General features: G+C 56.3%; 15 protein-coding genes. 4 read left to right on the top strand and 11 right to left on the bottom strand.

Translation table 11 applies throughout. The annotated features are described in order from the left end of the window. Nucleotides 1-141: 141 nt before the first annotated feature. From RIB44_01725 to RIB44_01695, 7 genes are all read right to left on the bottom strand, one after another. Nucleotides 142-1,440, bottom strand: coding sequence for a hemolysin family protein (locus RIB44_01725; protein ID MEQ8615291.1), 1,299 nt, complete (start codon nt 1,438-1,440; stop codon nt 142-144). After that, nucleotides 1,437-2,033 carry an rRNA maturation RNase YbeY gene (gene ybeY, locus RIB44_01720; GenBank protein ID MEQ8615290.1) on the bottom strand — a complete coding sequence of 199 codons (597 nt, stop codon included), beginning with the start codon at nt 2,031-2,033 and terminating at the stop codon, nt 1,437-1,439. Before ybeY ends, RIB44_01725 begins: the two co-directional genes overlap by 4 nt. Nucleotides 2,034-2,088: 55 nt before the next feature. Beyond that, nucleotides 2,089-4,359: an HDIG domain-containing protein gene (locus tag RIB44_01715; GenBank protein ID MEQ8615289.1), complete on the bottom strand. Its 2,271-nt coding sequence runs from the start codon at nt 4,357-4,359 to the stop codon at nt 2,089-2,091. A gap of 116 nt (nt 4,360-4,475) precedes the next feature. Then, complete coding sequence (locus RIB44_01710) at nt 4,476-5,411, bottom strand: PhoH family protein (protein ID MEQ8615288.1); 936 nt, start codon at nt 5,409-5,411, stop codon at nt 4,476-4,478. Between the two features lie 285 nt (nt 5,412-5,696). Then, nucleotides 5,697-6,626 (bottom strand): phosphatidate cytidylyltransferase, encoded by a 930-nt coding sequence (locus tag RIB44_01705; protein ID MEQ8615287.1) that lies wholly within the window; start codon nt 6,624-6,626, stop codon nt 5,697-5,699. 9 nt (nt 6,627-6,635) lie between these two features. Further along, on the bottom strand, nt 6,636-7,442 hold the full coding sequence (locus tag RIB44_01700; GenBank protein MEQ8615286.1) for an isoprenyl transferase: 807 nt from the start codon (nt 7,440-7,442) through the stop codon (nt 6,636-6,638). 34 nt (nt 7,443-7,476) lie between these two features. After that, entirely contained in the window at nt 7,477-8,787 is a 1,311-nt protein-coding gene (locus RIB44_01695) for an adenylosuccinate synthase (protein ID MEQ8615285.1), read from the bottom strand. A 205-nt stretch (nt 8,788-8,992) separates the two neighbouring features. Here RIB44_01695 and RIB44_01690 point away from each other — a divergent pair, with 205 nt between their 5' ends. Continuing rightward, nucleotides 8,993-11,305, top strand: coding sequence for a VIT domain-containing protein (locus RIB44_01690; GenBank protein MEQ8615284.1), 2,313 nt, complete (start codon nt 8,993-8,995; stop codon nt 11,303-11,305). Between the two features lie 88 nt (nt 11,306-11,393). On the opposite strand, the gene carA is transcribed toward RIB44_01690, so the two are convergent. The 4 genes from carA to RIB44_01670 form a co-directional block, all read right to left on the bottom strand. Beyond that, complete coding sequence (carA, locus tag RIB44_01685) at nt 11,394-12,509, bottom strand: glutamine-hydrolyzing carbamoyl-phosphate synthase small subunit (protein ID MEQ8615283.1); 1,116 nt, start codon at nt 12,507-12,509, stop codon at nt 11,394-11,396. A 396-nt stretch (nt 12,510-12,905) separates the two neighbouring features. Then, the gene (locus RIB44_01680) at nt 12,906-14,465 is read right to left on the bottom strand and encodes a hypothetical protein (protein MEQ8615282.1); all 1,560 of its coding nucleotides are present in this window, start codon (nt 14,463-14,465) and stop codon (nt 12,906-12,908) included. Between the two features lie 19 nt (nt 14,466-14,484). Then, complete coding sequence (locus tag RIB44_01675; GenBank protein MEQ8615281.1) at nt 14,485-15,447, bottom strand: ABC transporter ATP-binding protein; 963 nt, start codon at nt 15,445-15,447, stop codon at nt 14,485-14,487. Next, on the bottom strand, nt 15,444-15,863 hold the full coding sequence (locus tag RIB44_01670; protein ID MEQ8615280.1) for a GntR family transcriptional regulator: 420 nt from the start codon (nt 15,861-15,863) through the stop codon (nt 15,444-15,446). Before RIB44_01670 ends, RIB44_01675 begins: the two co-directional genes overlap by 4 nt. A 515-nt stretch (nt 15,864-16,378) precedes the next feature. Here RIB44_01670 and RIB44_01665 point away from each other — a divergent pair. The 3 genes from RIB44_01665 (at nt 16,379) to RIB44_01655 (ending at nt 18,894) form a co-directional block, all read left to right on the top strand. Then, complete coding sequence (locus RIB44_01665; protein MEQ8615279.1) at nt 16,379-16,900, top strand: response regulator; 522 nt, start codon at nt 16,379-16,381, stop codon at nt 16,898-16,900. A gap of 289 nt (nt 16,901-17,189) precedes the next feature. Further along, complete coding sequence (locus RIB44_01660; GenBank protein ID MEQ8615278.1) at nt 17,190-18,014, top strand: PEP-CTERM sorting domain-containing protein; 825 nt, start codon at nt 17,190-17,192, stop codon at nt 18,012-18,014. A 109-nt stretch (nt 18,015-18,123) separates the two neighbouring features. After that, on the top strand, nt 18,124-18,894 hold the full coding sequence (locus RIB44_01655; protein MEQ8615277.1) for a PEP-CTERM sorting domain-containing protein: 771 nt from the start codon (nt 18,124-18,126) through the stop codon (nt 18,892-18,894). Nucleotides 18,895-18,933 lie beyond the last annotated feature (39 nt).

Genomic DNA, 18,933 nt, shown 5'->3' with positions numbered 1-18,933 from the left:
GAAGCTGCGCTGGCTAACGTCAAGAGAGAAGTCGAGCACGTGGTCCCTAGCCGCGGAGCTACGCCTCCGCCGGAACGCTGCTAGCAAACTCCCGGCGGAGACGTAGCTCCGCGGCTAAGGGAGAGTTGAAGAAGTGGGATTCTAAGCGATCTCAAGCTGACCTGAGGTGAGCCGCTCGATCTTTACGCGTTCGATCCGACGTTTGGAAACTTCCAAGACGCTGACTCTTACCTGGTTTTGCCAAATCACCGACTCGCCCTGCTGAGGAACGCGGCCCAGTTCCGTGAACACGAACCCACCGATGGTATCAAAATCGCCATCCTCCGGCAGTTCCAAGCCCATCATCACGTTGATCTCGTCGACATGGGCACGTCCAAGGGCTTCGCAGATGTCGACATCGATCCGTTGGATTTCCTCCACTTGCTCTGGATCGTACTCGTCGACAATTTCGCCGACGATCTCTTCGAGCACGTCTTCGATCGTGACCAACCCGGAGACGCCCCCATACTCGTCAAGAACCACTGCGATATGAGTCCGCAATTGCTGGAACATCTGTAAGAGATCGTCAACACGCTTCGTCTCGGGAACGAACACAGGCTTCCTGAGAATCTCGACGATTGGCAGCCGATCTGCTTGGTCTGGCTTCGACAGCTCCGGCAGCAGATCCTTGCTGTAGAGAATCCCCACGATGTCGTCACGATTCTCGCCGTAGACGGGCACCCGTGTGTGAGCCGCCTCGATGACATCCTCAATCACTTCGTCCCACGGCAGATTGATGGACACCATGTGCATGTCCGTCCGAGGGGTCATGATCTGCGAAACGTCATCCTCACCCAGCTCAATGACTCCTTCGATCATTTCACGTGCATCGTCTTCCAAGAGCCCTTCACGATGACCTTCGCTGACGATCGTTCTGATTTCTTCTTCGATCGCCTGCTCATCGATCACTTGTGGGGTTTGGCCAACGAGACGATGCAGGATCGTATCCAGCAGCTTGGCAATGAAGGAAAGCGGCGTGGCAACCACAGCCAGTGCACGCCAGAGCGGCCACGTGTTGAACAGAAACCGAGCGGCGAAAACACGTGACAGAGCCCAAGGCCCCCAAGTACGCGCTGCCACAAGCACCAGCCCAAGCCCAGCTGCAATCCCATAGAGATTCTGCCAAGAGGCATCTGGCTGGAGCTGCCACCGCATCGTCGCACAAGCGGCACCAGCTACGATTGCCAGGGCAGTAAACAAGGCCGACAGTGTCTCGACACCGATCGCTACATTCTCATGCAGGCGCAAGATCTGGCCCAGACGTTCGTGGCGCTCATTGCGTTGGCAGATTTCCTCAAGGTCGTGCCGTGAAAATTCCTTGAGCGTGCGATAACCAAGGTTGGTTAGCATCGCTGCGAAAAACGCCGTCAGGCTCGTCCAAAACAACACCGCAAGGGTCACGAGTGCGTCGTTCCTTTCCGACCAGAGAGTTTCGCTTGCCCGCCGTCCGCCCAGCGCGAGTCTGAAGTACTCGTCTGAATGCCAAGTTTAATAAGGATCTGTTTCTCAGCGGCGCGCATCTTGATAGCTGACTCGTCCGACTTATCGCAATAGCCTATCAAATGCAACATTCCATGAATTACGTAGAGCAAAAACTCTTCCTCTGCTGACCAGCCGATCTCCACAGCTTCTCTTGCCGCGTATTCAGCGTTGACGATCAACTCACCCGAGAGCGGCTCCTCGGCTTCGTTCAGTGCAAAACTCAGAACGTCGGTCGTGTAATCGTGTTCGAGAAACTGCTTATTCAGCGGGCGCATCGTAGCGTCATCTACGATTGCTACGCTGATCGTAGCGGAGGGTTCGTTGCCAGCAGAGAGGACCTGACGCACTGCTCGTCTTACCGCCTCTTCGTCGATGGTGAGCAAGGCTTGCTCGTTCGATATCGCGATCTCGACAGAATCTACTCCGGAAGCAGAACCTGCCCCCGGAGGCTCCGAATCATCGCCAGAAGCGACTTGAGTGTTGTCGATGAGTTCCGAAGTTCGCGGTGTCATTATTTTCCAAAAAGTTCGCCTGACGAAATCGATTGCCCCAACCAGCGGCTAGCGATTAAGCGGTCACTTGGTCGGGGTACTTGACTCGCCCATGGTATTTCGCTGTCAGTGATTTTACCAAACTTTCGCCAACTTTGCGCACTTCTTCCAGCGTCAGACCTGATTCGTCAAACTGACCATCGAGCAGCCGCTTCATCGTCAGGTCTTCGACCAAGCTCTCAATTCGCGACGGCGTGGGCTCTTTCAACACTCGGCTAGCACTTTCGACAGCGTCTGCAAGCATGAGAACGCCCGCTTCCCGCGTTTGTGGACGGGGCCCGGGATAGCGGAATGAACTCTCATCAACTTCGCTCCCTTCGGGATCTTCCTTCTCACGCTGCTCGTTCGCCTGTCGGTAGAAGTACTCGACCAAAGTCGTTCCGTGATGTTGCTGGATAAAGTCAATCAACGCCTCCGGGATGTTGTTCTGCCGCGCGAGGTCAGCGCCGTCTTTGACGTGGGCGATGATCACCAAGGTACTCATCGCCGGCATCAGCGAATCGTGCCGGTTGTCGCCCTGGCCTTGGTTCTCAATAAAGTATCCCGGCTTGAGCATTTTGCCGATGTCGTGATAGTAAGCACCCACGCGAACGAGCAACCCACGCGCACCGATCGCTTCCGCGGCCGATTCCGCCAGCGAAGCAACGGTAATCGAATGGTTGTACGTGCCTGGGGCACGGCGAACGAGCTCTTGCAGAAGAGGTAATGCCGGATCGCCAAGCTCGAACAGACGCATATCGGTCAGCACATTGAAGGCTCTTTCGACCGCTGGCAGCAAGACGGTCATGAGCGAACCCGCAATCACCGACCAAAGGGCCAAGTGCCCCCCTTCTTCGAGTAGCAACGGCAGGGGACGACCATAGAGGGTGCCAACGCCTAAGGTTGTCAGAAAGCCAACAACAGCAGCGGTAAAACCAACCAGCAGTAGCTTGCTACGGGTGCGCACCTGCTTCAGAACCAGAATAGCGCCTGCGGTCGTCGCCGTCAGCACTAATGCTTGTGGGAAATCGTGACCGTTCGTCAACACAATAATCAGCGCGATACACGCTGAGATCAGCAGTGAAAGCTCCTGTCCATAAGCAATGGCCAAGGTCATCCCGCACAGAAGCAACGGCAGCACATCAACTGCTGAACTGTACTGATTGATGATCTTTGCCAAAGCTACGGTAATCACCACTAGTGAGAGGAGCGTCACCAAACGCAAAAGCTCGTTGATAATTTTTGGCTCTCGAGCATAGATATACACAGCGCATAGTGTGTAGAGCGCAACGAACATTCCTAAGATCGAAACGGATCGTTGCAGCCTTTCAGCAAAAGTGCGATCTGAGCTTTGTTGCTGGTACTCCAACTCCAGGAGCTTCATGGCGTCTTCGGAGAGCGGTTCTCCCGCGGTGGCCAGAACATCCTCACCAGCTCGGTAAGGCTTGGTGACCGGCGGTTCGTTCTCTGCCATCTCGTCTTGTGCCAGATGCGTCGCATCATGGTCAACAACAAGCGTCGGCTTTAGCCGCGGACGGAGCCAGGCGAAAACTTTCTGAGCAAGTTCCAACGAACTAAGCCGCTCATTGAGTGATTGCTGCAATTTCGCGGCGACGTTCTCAATGAGAACTTCGGAAACTTCCTTCTGAGCACCGAACGACTCGCTGTCCTTGGTGCGAACCTCGATCTTCTCAAAGTTGGCATCCCACTCGGCAGGCAATGGCTCAAGCAGACCCCACTGCTCAAAAGGTGCCATCACAGCGGCCAGTTCCTCGGCAAACTTATCGATGGCCCCTTCTTCGCTGAACGCCTCTTGAAATCGCTCGAATTGAGCGACACGCTGTTCGTCGGTCGGGTCAGGAGTCCCTGGGGCTAGAGGTGGCTGAAACTCCGCCCACAGGTTCGAGTCAACTTCTTCCCATGACTTGGCAGCAAGTAGCTTCGTGATCTCTCCGACTAGTTGGGCACGCATCTGTTCCAGAGGCGCCGGGTCTTGATTGAAGATGGCAACTGCCAGCTTTCGTGCCTTCTCTTTCGCTTCCTCGGTCGCTTTCTCATCAAGCTGTTCGAAATCAGTCCGCGCGACCAGATCACGTTGAGGGATTTCACCCTTTTGATACTCAAAGGGCGGATCCCAGCTTTGCGTGAAAGCCCACAAGAACAAAGCGGCCCCAGCAGCCAAACCAATGCGCAGCAAAACCCCGCCGCGCTGAAGATTCGACCAAAGGGTACGCCAGACCCCCGGTTGAAGCTCAACTGCTGCAACGCGCTGCTGGCGGGTTCGTTTTTGAGTGTTGCCGTTGCTCATAGTAGGGCTTAGCTATTAGGGGATTAGGTTAATAGGGCTTGGTGGTTGCTTTACAAACGCGCTGGGGTTTCTTCGAAAGTAATCACTAATTCCCTATCACCTAACTACCTATCAACCTAACTGCCTCCCTCCTCGTAGGCACGCACGATCTCTTGAACCAACCGATGACGCACAATATCTGAACCCGTCAGTGTGACGGTTGAGGAGCCGCGGATTCCGCTCAAGCGACGCACGGCGTCAATCAAGCCACTCTTGGCTGACGTGGGCAAGTCGATCTGTGAGGTGTCGCCTGAAACAACAACCTTGGAACCCTCGCCCATGCGAGTGAGGAACATCTTCATCTGCGAGATCGTGGTATTCTGCGCTTCGTCCATAATGATGAACGCGCGGTTGAGCGTCCGCCCACGCATGTAGGCCAACGGAATGACTTCGATGACGTCCTCTTCCATAGCACGACGCATTTGCTCGTGATCCATCATCTCACGCAAGGCGTCGAGCAACGGTCTTAGGTAAGGGTTGATCTTGGCTTGCATGTCGCCAGGTAGAAAGCCAAGGCTCTCACCCGCTTCGACGGCTGGTCGTACCAGTACAATTTTCCGTACCTGCTGAGACTTCAATCCTTCGACGGCGGCGGCGACCGCCAGGTAAGTTTTCCCCGTGCCTGCAGGTCCTGTGCAGAATACCAAGTCGTTCTCGCGAATCGCCTGCAAGTAAGCCGCTTGCCCAGGTGTGCGAGGTTTGATTTTCCTGCCGTTGTCGATGCCTATCGGCTCGGAAAAACTCTCCGTATGACCGTTGGTCACCTGAGCAAGGATGACGTCGACTTGCTCGCTATTGAGAGCCCCGTGCTTGGTGAGGTAGGAACGCAGGTTCTCAAAGACGCCGGTGGCCAGAATGACCGAATCCTCGTCCCCCTGTACAAGGATTTTTCCGTCGCGGGTGGTGATCTTCGCGGGGATCGCTTTGCGAATCTTGCGTAGATGCTGGTCCTTCATCCCAAGGAGTTGGACCATGTCTTCGGCTTTGCCGACCGGAATCGATGCTTCAATCATAAGGTGGGCCAAAGCACTCTGGCGTTGGCCACTGGGGGATAAAAAATGCTCCGCAGGGCCAGGAGACGCCGTACCCCGGAGCTATCTGAAAATATAACTGACCGAGCAAGCCAGAAGCCACCCCTGAACCGAAGCCGATGTGTAAAGACTTGCAGGGGTTAGGGTTGTGACGTTTATAGAGTTTGAGCGAACCTTTTCTCTTCCCCGAGCCGTCAGGCGTAAGCCGGCGGGTAGAAGCGTGAGAGAGTATAACCCGTCGGCTTACACCTGACGGCTCGGGGTTTCTTACACGAACAGCCCGCTCGCCCAGAAGACATAGGCCACTGGAGCTGCAAAAAGCAGCGAGTCCACCAGGTCGAGGATCCCGCCGAAGCCGGGGAGCCAATCGCTAGAATCCTTGACTCCCGCGGCACGCTTAAGGAGCGACTCGGCCAAATCGCCCAAAATCCCCGCCACCGCGAGGGAGCTAGCATAGAGAGCCAAGGGAACCAAGGCGACCGTTTCCACGGGGGTCGCTTTGGTTATCAAGGATGGCTCGCGACCTAAAGTGGCTACGGCGATTGCTGTGGCAACCCCACCCAGTGCTCCTTCCCATGTCTTGCCGGGACTCAATGCAGGGGCCAGCTTGTGCTTGCCCAAAAGTCGTCCAAAAGTGTATTGCCCGATGTCACTCGCCTTCACAATGGCAATCATCGAAAGCAATGCCACCAACCCTCGCTTGCCACCGGGCAGGGCCTCAGTTCCAGAGATCAGTCGCAATTGCACGATCATTCCGAAGAGCCCACCGACATATAACACGCAAAGCGAACCCAGTGCCAACCGAGTGATCGACTGACCTTCGGCCTGAAAGCTTTTCATTTCTCTGAGCACGATCACAAGCAAACCGGCTAGCAAGCCCAAAGCCAACCAACCGAGCCGACCCACGGGGCAGTCCTCAGGGTACTCCTTCCACGCGAGCGGAGCACACGAAGTCAACACTGGAAGAAGTGTCGCAAAGTAATAGACTTTGCCAGAGTCCAGGCCAGGGGTGCTTAAGCACCCTGGCCCAAGGCCTGCTCGAAACAGCCTGAGCATTTCACCAGTCGCCAGCCCGGCAAGCAACACCGCCAACGGGGCCAAGTAAATCCCGGGCCGCGCCGCCTGAGCATCCGCGTAGCCGAGTGCCGCAAGAATCGCGATAAAAAGAACAGCGAGAGGGATACGCCAACGAAGCATGAGGGAAGTTTAACTTAAGCCCCCAAACTTGCGATTTCGCGACGCGAAACTGACGATCGCTTCATGCAGTGCGGCTTCGTCGAACTCGGGCCAACAACGCTCCGTCACCCAAATCTCGGCGTAGCTGATCTGCCAAAGTAAAAAGTTGCTGATCCGCATTTCCCCGGCAGTACGAACCAGTAAATCGGGATCGTCCAGTCCTGCCGTGTAAAGATTCTCGCTAACTACCTCTTCGTCAATCGCGTCGGAGGCAAGCCGCTGGGCGGAAACCTCTTCCGCGATCTTGCGAACCGCATCAACCAGTTCCCGTCGTCCTCCGTAGTTGATCGCCAGGTTGAGCCACATACCGTCGTTGGTACTGCTTAGTTCAACCGTCTTGTCGAGTTCGGTCAGCACTTGCGCTGGGATGTTCTCTCGGCGCCCTATCATCCGTACCCTTAAATTGTTTTCCATGATCGTCGACCGCTCTTCGATCATGTACTGTTCCAGCAGGTGCATGAGAAAATCGATTTCCTGCTGCGGACGTTTCCAGTTTTCGCTGGAGAGACAGTAGAGCGTGAGCTGCTCCATCCCTAATCGCGAACACTCTTCGCTAACGCATCGCACGCTCGCCACCCCCCGACGATGCCCCTCAATGCGAGGTAAGCCTTGCCGCTGGGCCCAGCGTCCATTGCCATCCATGATCATGGCAATGTGCTTTGGCCAACGCTCACGGGGCGTTTCGGCTAAGAGAGTGGGCAGGGGGCAGTCGGAAGGGGGCAGTACACGTTCGCCAGCCGGATTGAGCGTGTCTTGCGTTTCACGTTCTTCAAGCATGAAGCTTTCCTGTCGCACTTCCACCGAACACTGCCTACTGCCCACTGCCCACTGCCGACTTCACTTCAATCGTCTGAGCACGATCCGGTCCCACCGAAACCATTTCGATGGGCAAACCGATGATCTGGCTGACACGATCAATATACGCGAGAGCGTTCTCTGGCAGATCGTCCATGCTGCGAGCGGCTGTGACGTCCTCACTCCAACCGGGCACCGTTTCGTAGACGGGTTCCACACGTCGCAAGTCGTCGACGTGGGCGGGGAAGCGTTGTGTTTCCTCGCCGTCGAGCTTGTAGGCCGTGCAGATTTTAAGCTCCTCGAATCCACTAAGTACGTCGAGCAACATCAGGCAGACTGTGTCGACACCGCTGAGTCGTGCCGTATAGCGAACCGCCACCGCATCGAGCCACCCGCAGCGACGGGGACGCTTCGTGACGGTGCCGTACTCGTTGCCTTGATCGCGGATGCGTTGGCCGATGTCGTTGTCCTGCTCCGTTGGGAACGGACCGCCACCTACTCGTGTGGTATAAGCCTTCACGATGCCGATCACCTTATCAACATGCTTCGCCGGCACACCTGAACCGCTCGCGACGCCCACACCGCTGCTGTTGCTGCTGGTCACGAACGGATACGTGCCGTGATCGACATCCAAGAGCGCCCCTTGGGCTCCCTCAAAGAGAATCTTCTTGCCACTCTCGGCTACGTTAAGCAAGTAGTCCGTGGTGTCCGCAACGTATGGTTTCAGCCGCTCTGCGTAACCGCTGTACTCCTGGATGATCGCTTCCGCATCAAGCGGTGTGAACTCATCGCCTTCGACCATTGCCGCGAGGATGCCGTTCTTGACCTTTGTGTTGTGCCGAACTTGGTCAGCAAACGTCTCGCGGTACATATCGCCCAGGCGAATCGCGTAGCTGCGTCCCACCTTATCGCGATAGCAGGGGCCGATCCCACGGCCCGTCGTGCCGATGTTCTCACCGTCGGAGGTGTCTTTGTTCATCGCGGCATCTTCAGCGAAGTGCCACGGGAAGATCACATGCACGCGGTCGCTGATCTTCAAGTTGTCGCTATCCTCGACGTTGCGGCTAGCCAGCTCGTCGAGTTCCTCGATCGCTTTGGCTGGGTTCAGCACCACCCCGCCAGCAATCACGCAAGTCACCCCTGGGGTCAGCACTCCGCTAGGCAACAGCGAGAGCTTGTAGACGTTGTCGCCATCGACGACAGTGTGCCCGGCATTCGCGCCACCCTGGTAGCGAACGACGCACTCATGCTGGGGCGTGAGCAAATCGACGATCTTCCCCTTCGCCTCGTCGCCCCACTGCAAGCCAATAATACAAGTCCCCGCCATCGGTGGCGTTCCTCCGGTAAGCGTCCAAAATTCCAGACAAACGCAAGATTGTAGCGGAAGAAGTCGGCAGGGGGCAGTGGGCAGGGCAAGGGATCGTCGTAGCAGCGGAGCGCAGAGAACTTTCATGGAACTTTCTGCAAAATGCCCTCGTCAGAGCTTTTTGAACCCCAAAGCTTACGCCCACTCCCGGAACAGGAGCCCCCTCATGCCGCGTCATCTTCAATTTGCGTCACTGTTGTGCTACCTCGCACTGCTTCTCTTGCCTTCGATCTCCCAAGCTCAAGGCCTACTAGTCGATGCCCGCGCCGACGCCAACTTCCGCTTGCCTAGACCATTCCCCAGGCCGGAGACCCCGACAGCGAGCTACAAAATCGAAGCAATCGAAGTCAACGCCTCGCTCAAAGGGCAGATCGCCACCGTGCAGGTTTCCCAGACCTTCGTGAACACAGGCAAAACACAACTTGAAACGAGCTTCTTGTTCCCATTGCCTTACGACGGGGCGATTGATTCGCTCACGCTGATGGTGGGCAACAAGGAGTATCAGGCCGAGCTGCTTTCCAAAGATGAAGCACGCGAACGGTACGAGCGGATCGTTCGCAGCAACAAAGATCCGGCTCTGCTGGAATGGATCGGCACGGGGATGTTCCAAACCAGCGTCTTCCCAATCCCGCCAGGAGAAAAACGCACTGTCACGCTCCGCTACACACAGCTTTGCCGCGCGTCGCATGGGCTGACCGATTTTCTCTTTCCGCTCAGCACCGCCAAGTACACGGCGAAGCCTTTGGACAGGTTGAAGATTCGCGTGGCGATTAACAGCAAGACTTCGCTCACCAACATTTACTCTGGCACACACGAAGTGAAGGTCGACCGCACCGGCGAGAAGCAAGCGGTGGTCACCCTCGAACAAGAGAACGTGATCCCCTCGTCTGACTTTCGGCTGTTCTTCGACAGCGCCACTGACGACGTGGGGGCGAGCCTGCTCAGCTACAAACCTGACGAAAACCAACCCGGCTACTTCCTTCTGCTCGCCAGCCCGAAACTTCAACAAGCCGACGACGCGAAGGCCACTCCCAAGACGGTCGTCTTCGTCGTTGATCGCTCAGGGAGTATGAGTGGCAAGAAAATCGAACAAGCACGTGAGGCTCTCAAGTTCGTGCTGAATAATCTGCGAGAAGGAGACTTGTTCAACATCGTCGCTTATGACAGCAACATCAGCACGTTCCGACCTGAGCTAGAGAAGTTCAGCAACACAACGCGTGATGAGGCCCTTGGCTTCGTCAATGGACTCTTCGCTGGCGGTAGCACGAACATCGACGGGGCTCTGACGACTTCACTCGAGATGCTGAATGACAAGCAACGCCCGAGCTACGTCATCTTCCTCACCGACGGCTTGCCTACCGTTGGCGAGCAGAACGAGGCGAAGATTGCCCAACACGCAGCAACCGCAAACCAAGCACGTGCCCGAGTGTTCTCATTCGGCGTGGGCTACGACGTGAATAGCCGCCTGTTGGATAAGCTCTCCGCGGAAAACCACGGCCAAAGCGAGTACGTTCGTCCCAACGAAGACATCGAAGCCGCGGTCAGCAAGCTCTACAACCGCATCGGCACCCCCGTCATGACCGACGTGATGCTTACTATCGAGACCGACGGGGCAAGCAATGAAAGTAACGCAAACATCAATCGCCTGTACCCTTCCGGTAGATTCGACCTGTTCGCTGGTGACCAAACCGTGATTGTTGGTCGTTACCTTACCGGTGGTGCAGCACGCGTTTCGCTTAGCGGAAAGCTCGCTGGGGAAGCCAAGACCATCGAGTTCCCGGCGGAACTCGTCAAAGCAAGCAATGACGACTCGAACAGCTTCGTCGCTAAGCTTTGGGCAACTCGTCGTGTGGGCGAGATCATCGACGAGATTGATTTGCACGGCAAGAACCCTGAACTCATCGACGAACTCGTTGCCCTCGCCACCGAACATGGCATCCTCACGCCCTACACTTCGTTCCTCGCGGATGAGAACAGCGATGCGAGAGACATCAGCGGCAACTTCTCTCGGGCGGAAGAAAGCTTAGTCGAACTCGAAGCAGTCTCCGATCAATTTGGCGTGAACCAGCGTGCCGCAAAGGGCCGCTTCAAGAACGCCAAGGCGGCACCAGCTTATGGCGGCTACGGAGGTGGCGGAGGTGGCTTCGGTGGAGAATATGGTGGCGAATTCGACGAAGCAGATGTCGACGATCTCTTCGCCGCTGGCGGTCGGGGCACGGTCTACTACGACGCGAAAACCAACCGCCAACGGATCGCCAACAATGTCTTCTCGCTCGGAAGAAAGACCTTCTTCCGCCGTGGCGAGCGGTGGGTCGATTCCACGGTCACGGAAGAAGAGGAGAAGAAAGCAACCACGGTCGAACGTTTCAGCCCCGAGTACTTCGAGCTGGCCAAGCGTCTGGGCAAACGAGCAACGCCCTACCTCGCAATTGAGGACGAAGTGGTCGTGAAGCTTGAGGGCGTGGTGTACGCGTGGTGAGAGATTCAACCCCTAGCTTGCGCTAGGGGCTAATCGTTAGTGAACTCAATTGTGCGATCCCTAGCCCCTAGCGCAAGCTAGGGGTTCTTTAGCCCTTCACCTTCGCCAGAAACTCCCCAAATAGGTAGTGACTGTCATGCGGTCCGGCTGAGGCCTCAGGGTGGTATTGCACGCTAAAGGCGTCGTACTCCTTATGCCGCACACCCTCGATCGTGCCGTCGTTTAAGCTGCGGTGCGTGACTTCGAGGCAATCGGGCAGCGATTCTTCGTCAACCGCGAAGCCATGATTCTGCGAGGTGATTTCCACGGTGCTATCTTCAAGACGTTGTACCGGTTGATTGCCGCCCCGATGCCCGAACTTCATCTTGAAGGTCTTTGCTCCGCAGGCGAGCGACAGCAGTTGATGCCCGAGACAAATCCCAAATACGGGAGCCTTGCCGAGAACGCCTTGAATCGTCTCCACGGCTTGCGTCAGCGGTTCCGGGTCGCCCGGCCCATTGGATAGGAATATGCCATCGGGCTTCTGTGCGAGCACCTCTTCCGAAGAGGAAGTCCCTGGCAACACGGTCACCTGGCAACCTTGGTTGTAGAGGTGGCGAGGGATGTTCCACTTCATGCCGAAGTCGAGCGCGACAATATTCTTCTCGCCTCCCGCCTCGCGCCCCTCTTCGTTCAAGTGAGTCCACTCGCTCACCGGCTCCTGCCACTCGCAAGGCATTTCAGGGGTGACTTCCTGCACGAGATCGCGCCCCACGAGCCCAGGGCTTGCCTTCGCCTTGGCGACCAAGCTCTCGTCATCCAGATCGGTCGTCGAAAGCACGCCTCGCATCGCCCCCGCGGAGCGAATCCGCCGCACGAGAGCCCGCGTATCGATCGACTCGATCGCCACCACTCCCCACTCCTTGAGATAATCGGCCAGCGACCCTTCACTGCGGAAGTTGCTCGCCACGCGGCTATGCTCTCGCACGATAAACCCGGCCAGATGCGGCTTCTCGCTCTCCAGGTCTTCCTCGTTGACGCCATAGTTGCCGATCTGCGGGTAGGTCATCGTGACGATCTGGCCACGATAGCTCGGGTCCGTGAGGATTTCCTGATACCCAGTCATCGACGTATTGAAGCAGACCTCACCGTCCACTTCCCCTTCGGCACCAATCGACGTGCCGGTGTAAACAGTTCCATCTTCAAGTGCGAGTTTAGCGATCATTGGTAAGGGGCGAGAGGTGAGAGGCTGGGGGTGAGCATTTAATGTTTAGATTTTCTCAGAGAGTGTCGTTCACACAACCCCTAACGTCTTTGTGAGTCACTCGCCTCTGGCCTCTCGCCTCGAACCTCTCAAGCCTTCGGCGTGAACAACCGATGCAACAAGTACCGCTGAGGGTCTCCGACAAGGGTTGCTTTCCCACAAGCCGTTCGCGGCAACGGGAACAACGGTTCGGTCAGCGAATATTCCCGAATGAAGGGCCTTTGCTTTGGCGAGCAGAGGCCCTTTTTCGATGGAGTTTTCAGTTTGAAGTGTTCAGTTTTCGGTCTTTGATGTTGAGCTTTTTGAGTTCCGTTAGCACGCGAGTACTGAAAACTGAACCCTGGCAACTGAAAACTCTCAGCCCAGCCAACTCTCAAGGCTCCAGTTCTTCTTGAACGCGTGCCCCGCGAGAATCGCTGCTCCTGCCATGCAGAGCAGGACCAGTGGGATGCCGATGAGGACGGCGTTCGCCTCTGTGGGGCCGATCCAGCGGAACACGTATTCGGAAGCGAATGCGAGGCCGGCCAGCAATCCCACGTCCATCACGGCGGCAAAGATGGGGCGGCGAACGAGAATCATCAGCAGTGCTGCTCCGACATAGAGACCGGCGTGAAACAGAATCACCCCGGCTGACGGCCCCCATGCCCAAAATAGTTGTTTCCAGCCGTCAAAATCGTCCAAAGGGATTCGCTCCGCTCGATCCAAGCGATATTCGACGCCTAGCCACCCTATGGCAACGCCTAACATAATGAGCAAACCGGTCGCCAAACCGAACTTAGTCCAGTACCAACCGCCTACCGAGGCGGGTCGTGAACGCCAGAAGTTATGTAAGCCGGGCTCTAGGTCCTCGCGAAATACGCCAATTCCTAACGCGATTGACACGAAACCGCCAATGTAACCCCACAGCCCAAAGGTGACATCTCTCCAATCGATCGTTGGTTGGCTGATCTGAACGATCAAGGCGATTCCCAGGGTGATGACGATTCCTGCGAGCAGAAGCGGTGAAACCTCTCGAAGAGCCTTCCACACAACGGCTCTGAAAGCTGACCGCTGCGGCGGAGAAAGCCAGTCAAGCTGCTTGTTCTCGGGCCGTTGCAGGGGTAAGGTCCAAACTCTATTAGATTCACGCCCGTACCTTTCGACGAAGACTCCTATCAAGAGGGCATGACTAAGCAGCGCGACGATTAGATAGGGAGCAAAATACCCAAACCACGATTCTCCGCCCAGGCTCGTTGCTCCGTTGGGGTCACTCGTAAATGCACACATTCCCGGAAGACCTGCAATCAATGGATGCAACCAACTATTACGTTGCATGTAGCTTGGATCGGAGTATACCTTCGTGAGCAACCAAAGAAACCCCAAGAGTGTCCCGTAAGCAGCCACGATGGTAACGATGGCCATCGCACCTGCACTGATTTCGTCCTTGCGATTTGCTCCGGCTGCAACCGTCCATATCAGTATGCTGGAGGCGAGCAGCAGGCTTGCAACTCCAATCGAGACAATGGTGCTCGCGATCCCCCATGCTCTTGCAAAGCCAAAATCGTCGAACTTGCTATTCGGCTCCAGCTCAAACTCGATCAATACCGCATAGATCGCGGTCACAACGAGGATGGGAACCCAGAGCGTGAACAGGCCAGCGATCAATTTCACCGTTGCCGCTCTGCGTGTCGTAGCAGGCAAGGCTCGTAGAAAGTGAATCGTGCCCCGAGAATGTTCGCCCGAGGCGATTCCCATGCCTACGAATACGGCGAACATTGGCATCGTCAGGATCGTCGTGAAGTAAATACCAAAATGCAGGCCGCCCCAGTCTGCGAGGGAAGTAAGCAGCGGAACCAAAACCAACACCGCCAGAATCGCCAGACCCACGGCACGTTGCTCACGCCATTCTTTCAAAAGTAGAGATCGCCAAGTGTTCATGGTGGTTCTCCAATGTTCCCTACGGATAGTGGGTCACGGCTTCTCGTGCTTCAGGCGTTGCCCCATTCAACTGCGGCCGTCCCGCCACGTACGCCCCGAAGATTTCATCCAGGTTCAAATCCACACGGCGATGCTCAATACCCTCTCGCTCCAGCAGCGCCGTCACCGCGGCGGCGTTTTCCACAGTGACCGCCGTTTCCTCGCCGTGGGACTCAGCATCGAGCAGTGCGAACTCATCCCGCACCCGCGGGAGTAACTCGTTGCGGAGCACGAACTGCTTCACGTCGCGGCGAAGCGTTTCGGTATCCGCCTGCCGGAGGATGCGGCCCTCGTGCAGGATGGCTACTTCGTCGGCGACCGGTTCAACCTCGTACAGCAAGTGCGAACTGTAGAAAACCGTCCGCCCTTCGCCTTGCAGATGCGAAATCAGATCGCGATTGAATTGCCGCCGCATGACCGGGTCGAGGCCCAACGCGGGATCGTCGAGGATGACCAGCTCTGGTCGATGGGCCAGTGCCAACACCAAACCGAGCCGCACGTTCTGTCCCTTGGAAAGCGTCTTGATTTTCTGCGACAGCGGCAGATCGAACTCGCGGACGTACTTCAACGCCAGGTCGTGATCCCAGGCGGTATAGAACGGGGCGATGAAACCCAGGATTTCATTGACGGTCATCCAGCCGTACATTTGTTGGTCTTCGGCCAAGTAACCGACGCGTTGGCGGACTTCCAAAGGCTGCGTTGCCGGATCGTAGTCCAGCACCCGCATCGTGCCGCTATCATGTTTCAGCAAGCCGAGCAGCATCCGAATGGTCGTCGTTTTGCCCGCACCGTTACGCCCTAGAAATGCAAACGTCTTGCCGCGTTCAACTTGGAAGGACTCACCCGTAAGGACTGACTTCTTGCGGAACGACTTGGTGATGCCTTGCAACTCAATGGCGAATCGGCTGTCGGTGGTTGCTTCACTTACGGTAGGTTCATTCATGACGGATTCTCCGCGGTCGTAAGAGGGGCGTGATTCGAGGTGCGGACTTGCTCAAGAGCTTGCCGCAACAGTTCGTGAAGCTCTTCATCCGAGAGCCCCAGACCCAACGCCTGACGGGCGAGTTGGCGGAGCTCTTCGACGAGTCGTTCGCGATGCCCCGAGGCGGCCTTTGCCTGAGCATCCGCCGCGACGAAAGTGCCCTGCCCTTGCCGCATTTCCAGGATCGAGTCGCGGACCAACCGTTCGTACACGCGAAGCACTGTGTTTTGATTCACGCTCAGGTCGCGAGCCAGTTCCCGCACCGACGGCAGCCGCTCCCCGGGCCGCAGCGAGCCTGCCGCACATCGGGTAGCGATCTGCTGCTCAATCTGCTGCGAGATCGGCACCGCCGAGCCTTTTTCGATTCGTAGAAACATGGCAAATGCCTTGAAACAAAGGACAAAGCTCAAGTGAATACTGTTGTATAACACCAGTTGCGGCGTGTCAAGCAGATTTCGGAATAGCGATCGCTCAAAGAGCCGCGGAGCGACGTCTCCGCCGAAGAAAGAGTAGCCAGCCGCAGCCTAACAGGCTGCCGGAGTACTTCGGCAAGGCAACGTAGCGAGTAATTTCCCGGCGAGCTGTTAGCTCGCGGCTAAGTGGATGCTCATCGGATGACATCAGCGCCCCGAAACGGCCCAATCAGCACTGGGTCGTTCCGCCCCGCTCCGGGATGAAACATCCCATGCGTTTTTCTCGTCGCGGTCTCTGATAAAAGCCGTTGCTTAACTTTCTTTCGACACAAACGTCGCGAAGCACGGTACTTACGCACTTCGGCTCACTACGAACACAAAGTTTGGCACACGCTTCGCTTTTCTCTCATGCAAGTTCCCTGATCGTCAGCATCGGCGGGAACATGAAACAACAAAGGCGGAAAAGAAATAGCAGCGTCATGGTTTACTTACACAACAACACGATCACCAGCGACTCGCTTGAAGGTCGAATGAATCACCCAAGCGATTCCTTCCAAGCCACGAGCGTCACACCGCTTCGCTACTCTGCAATCTACGTCATCGATCGCGATGCGAGCCAGTATGAACAAGTTGACTCCGGAATGAGCGACGGCGATGTCAAGCTGCAAGTCTTCAACACGGCGACCGAGGCACTTCGCATTCCGCGCTATGCGGCACCGCTCTGCTTCATCGTCAACGCTGATCTTCCTGACCTGTCAGGCTTCGAGTTGCGGTCGATGCTTGTTGATCGTTGGCCTGGCGTTCCAGGCTATGTGATCAGCGATCGCTACGCTCCTGAGAACGAAATCAAGGCGCGTTGCTCAGGTGCCACTCTTTACTTTTGCAAACCACTTCAGCCCGGCTGGTTGGCGGAACTCTGCCAGCCACGGCTGCCAACGAACATGATCCCCGATTCCCCCCACCCCTCAACTTCAGTAACAGGAGAAGTGCCTATGGAATGATCCCCTCACACAAACGGTTTCGCGACGGCGAGACCTTGGCACGCAATCCGATTCCCAACACCAGGCGTGCCTAAAGAGTTCTTGCGACAAACACCCCAGGCCCAAAGGGAGGCTTGTCGCACGCCAGAAAAAAGTCTTGGCTGCCGCAGTCGCACCCCAACTCGACTGCGGCAGCTATTCTCACACTTTCTTGTTCGAAGTTGCCCTATCGAGCGACTCCGATTCCCTCAGCCCGCACCTTCCCACGGGTACGGTCTGTAATTACTACGCCAGAAGGAGAATTAGTCTCATGAAGAAACAACCAATTCAAATCCTGAAACTAGCTGTCAGCTGTGCCATCTTGGTGGCTGTAGCAAACAGCACAGAAGCCAACGCGATTGAAGTTTGGTCACAAGGCTTCGAAACCGACACCGCGGGGTGGCTAGACGATGATGATTTCGCAGGTTTTGGTGACGCGTCACGTGTCCCCTCGGGAACGGGTGGCATTGCATCCAATGAAGGTTCTTTCCACGGGCTTTTTGCAGACGATGCGGGAGGCACTGGGCCATTTACTCGTTTCGACGGTTATCGCGACACCTGGACGGGAGGCTTTACCGCGTCGATCGATGTCTACCTCGATACAAATTGGGCTAACGGTGAAGGCTTTGACTACTCCGTCGCTGCGAACGGGTCTGACGGTGATCATCAACGTGACTTCGTCTTCCATGTCACAAAAGACACTTCGTCAGGAGATCTTCTTGTCGGCGGAAGCAACAACACAAACTTTGCTCCACGAGAAGACTTAGAAACTATCGACAATTATTCCATTCTCACAACAGGATGGTACACGCTAGAGCACGTCTTTCGCGACGCAGGTGACGGAACCTTGGCCGTCGACCTCAATCTTCGTGATTCCGGCGGAGCGTTGCTCTTCACGGAAACTCGCAACGATGGTTCCGATGTCATCGCCACGGAGGTTGGAGGCAACCGCTATGGCTGGTTCACTGACATCAGCGTTTCCGGCGGCATCAACGTCGATGGGCACACACTCTCAGTTATCCCTGAGCCTACAGCCCTTGCGTTGGCCGGACTTGGCGTATGCGGGCTTGCCCTCGGTCGTCGCCGCAAGCAGTAGCCCTCAGATAGGCAAGGGCTTACAGGCGATTGCCATTACTTCTGATTATTCAAGTATTGATCTTCCCACACCATCCTAACAGCGGCCTTAGACCGCAGGAAAAAGACTCATGACTAAGAAACTTACCAAACTTGTTCTCTCCGCAGTTATTGCCGTTGCTCTCGGAGGCTCCGCCTCAGCGGTCACCTCGTTCGATCAGAACGTCACTCCCGACGTAATCTTCGGCTCTGGCAATGCTAATGGAGGCTTTACCGTTGATACCGATAACGGTGTTGAATTGGGCCTCCGGGCAAAGCTCCGCCACAACGCGGTTGGTGCCCCAGAAAACACTTTCAACAGCAATGGCGATGGAACTTACACCTTCAAGAGCGGTGTCGCCCCGACGCAATCGTTTCCTACTGCTGAGTGGTCGTTCGAGTGGTCCGTTAACAGCAACGCGGACGGCACTTCAAGCTACGACCTGGACGATCTGACTTACGAACTGTCGCTCGACTCCGACCCAGGCCCTGGCACGTCGTTGATTACTTTCGATCCGATCAACGGCTTCAACCCCGGAACAGGGGCAGTGCTCTGGGACCACTCGATCGGTGACAACAGCACGACCTCTGCCACCGACAGCATTGCGGCCAACGCAGGAGACTATGCGACGCTGATCGCCAACAACAATGTTGCCCAGAACTCGTGGAAACCTCACTGGTTCATCGCTGGCTTCGATCCAACCGTCAACGGCGAATACACGATCTCACTGACGGCCTTCGATGGTTCCGTTGCCGTTGCCAGTAGCTCGATCATCGTGAATGCCGTCCCCGAGCCAGCCACCTTCGCCCTGGGCGGGTTGGCCCTTCTCGGCGTGGCATGTGGCCGCCGACGTCGTGCGTAACTCTTGGTTCACGGCTGAGGCTGTCGAGCCTCAGCCGTG

It is taken from the genome of Lacipirellulaceae bacterium, from assembly GCA_040218535.1.
Classification (GTDB): domain Bacteria; phylum Planctomycetota; class Planctomycetia; order Pirellulales; family Lacipirellulaceae; genus Adhaeretor.
The sequence above is the reverse complement of the archived record's forward strand: the minus strand, read 5'-3'. Positions and strand labels throughout refer to the sequence as shown.

What these genes read in the sequence shown, in the direction of transcription:
- ybeY (MEQ8615290.1), bottom strand. Translation starts at nt 2,033, where the DNA reads ATGACACCGCGAACTTCGGAACTCATCGACAACACTCAAGTCGCTTCT.
- RIB44_01715 (MEQ8615289.1), bottom strand. Translation starts at nt 4,359, where the DNA reads ATGAGCAACGGCAACACTCAAAAACGAACCCGCCAGCAGCGCGTTGCA.
- RIB44_01710 (MEQ8615288.1), bottom strand. Translation starts at nt 5,411, where the DNA reads ATGATTGAAGCATCGATTCCGGTCGGCAAAGCCGAAGACATGGTCCAA.
- RIB44_01705 (MEQ8615287.1), bottom strand. Translation starts at nt 6,626, where the DNA reads ATGCTTCGTTGGCGTATCCCTCTCGCTGTTCTTTTTATCGCGATTCTT.
- RIB44_01700 (MEQ8615286.1), bottom strand. Translation starts at nt 7,442, where the DNA reads ATGCTTGAAGAACGTGAAACGCAAGACACGCTCAATCCGGCTGGCGAA.
- RIB44_01695 (MEQ8615285.1), bottom strand. Translation starts at nt 8,787, where the DNA reads ATGGCGGGGACTTGTATTATTGGCTTGCAGTGGGGCGACGAGGCGAAG.
- RIB44_01690 (MEQ8615284.1), top strand. Translation starts at nt 8,993, where the DNA reads ATGCCGCGTCATCTTCAATTTGCGTCACTGTTGTGCTACCTCGCACTG.
- carA (MEQ8615283.1), bottom strand. Translation starts at nt 12,509, where the DNA reads ATGATCGCTAAACTCGCACTTGAAGATGGAACTGTTTACACCGGCACG.
- RIB44_01680 (MEQ8615282.1), bottom strand. Translation starts at nt 14,465, where the DNA reads ATGAACACTTGGCGATCTCTACTTTTGAAAGAATGGCGTGAGCAACGT.
- RIB44_01675 (MEQ8615281.1), bottom strand. Translation starts at nt 15,447, where the DNA reads ATGAATGAACCTACCGTAAGTGAAGCAACCACCGACAGCCGATTCGCC.
- RIB44_01670 (MEQ8615280.1), bottom strand. Translation starts at nt 15,863, where the DNA reads ATGTTTCTACGAATCGAAAAAGGCTCGGCGGTGCCGATCTCGCAGCAG.
- RIB44_01665 (MEQ8615279.1), top strand. Translation starts at nt 16,379, where the DNA reads ATGGTTTACTTACACAACAACACGATCACCAGCGACTCGCTTGAAGGT.
- RIB44_01660 (MEQ8615278.1), top strand. Translation starts at nt 17,190, where the DNA reads ATGAAGAAACAACCAATTCAAATCCTGAAACTAGCTGTCAGCTGTGCC.
- RIB44_01655 (MEQ8615277.1), top strand. Translation starts at nt 18,124, where the DNA reads ATGACTAAGAAACTTACCAAACTTGTTCTCTCCGCAGTTATTGCCGTT.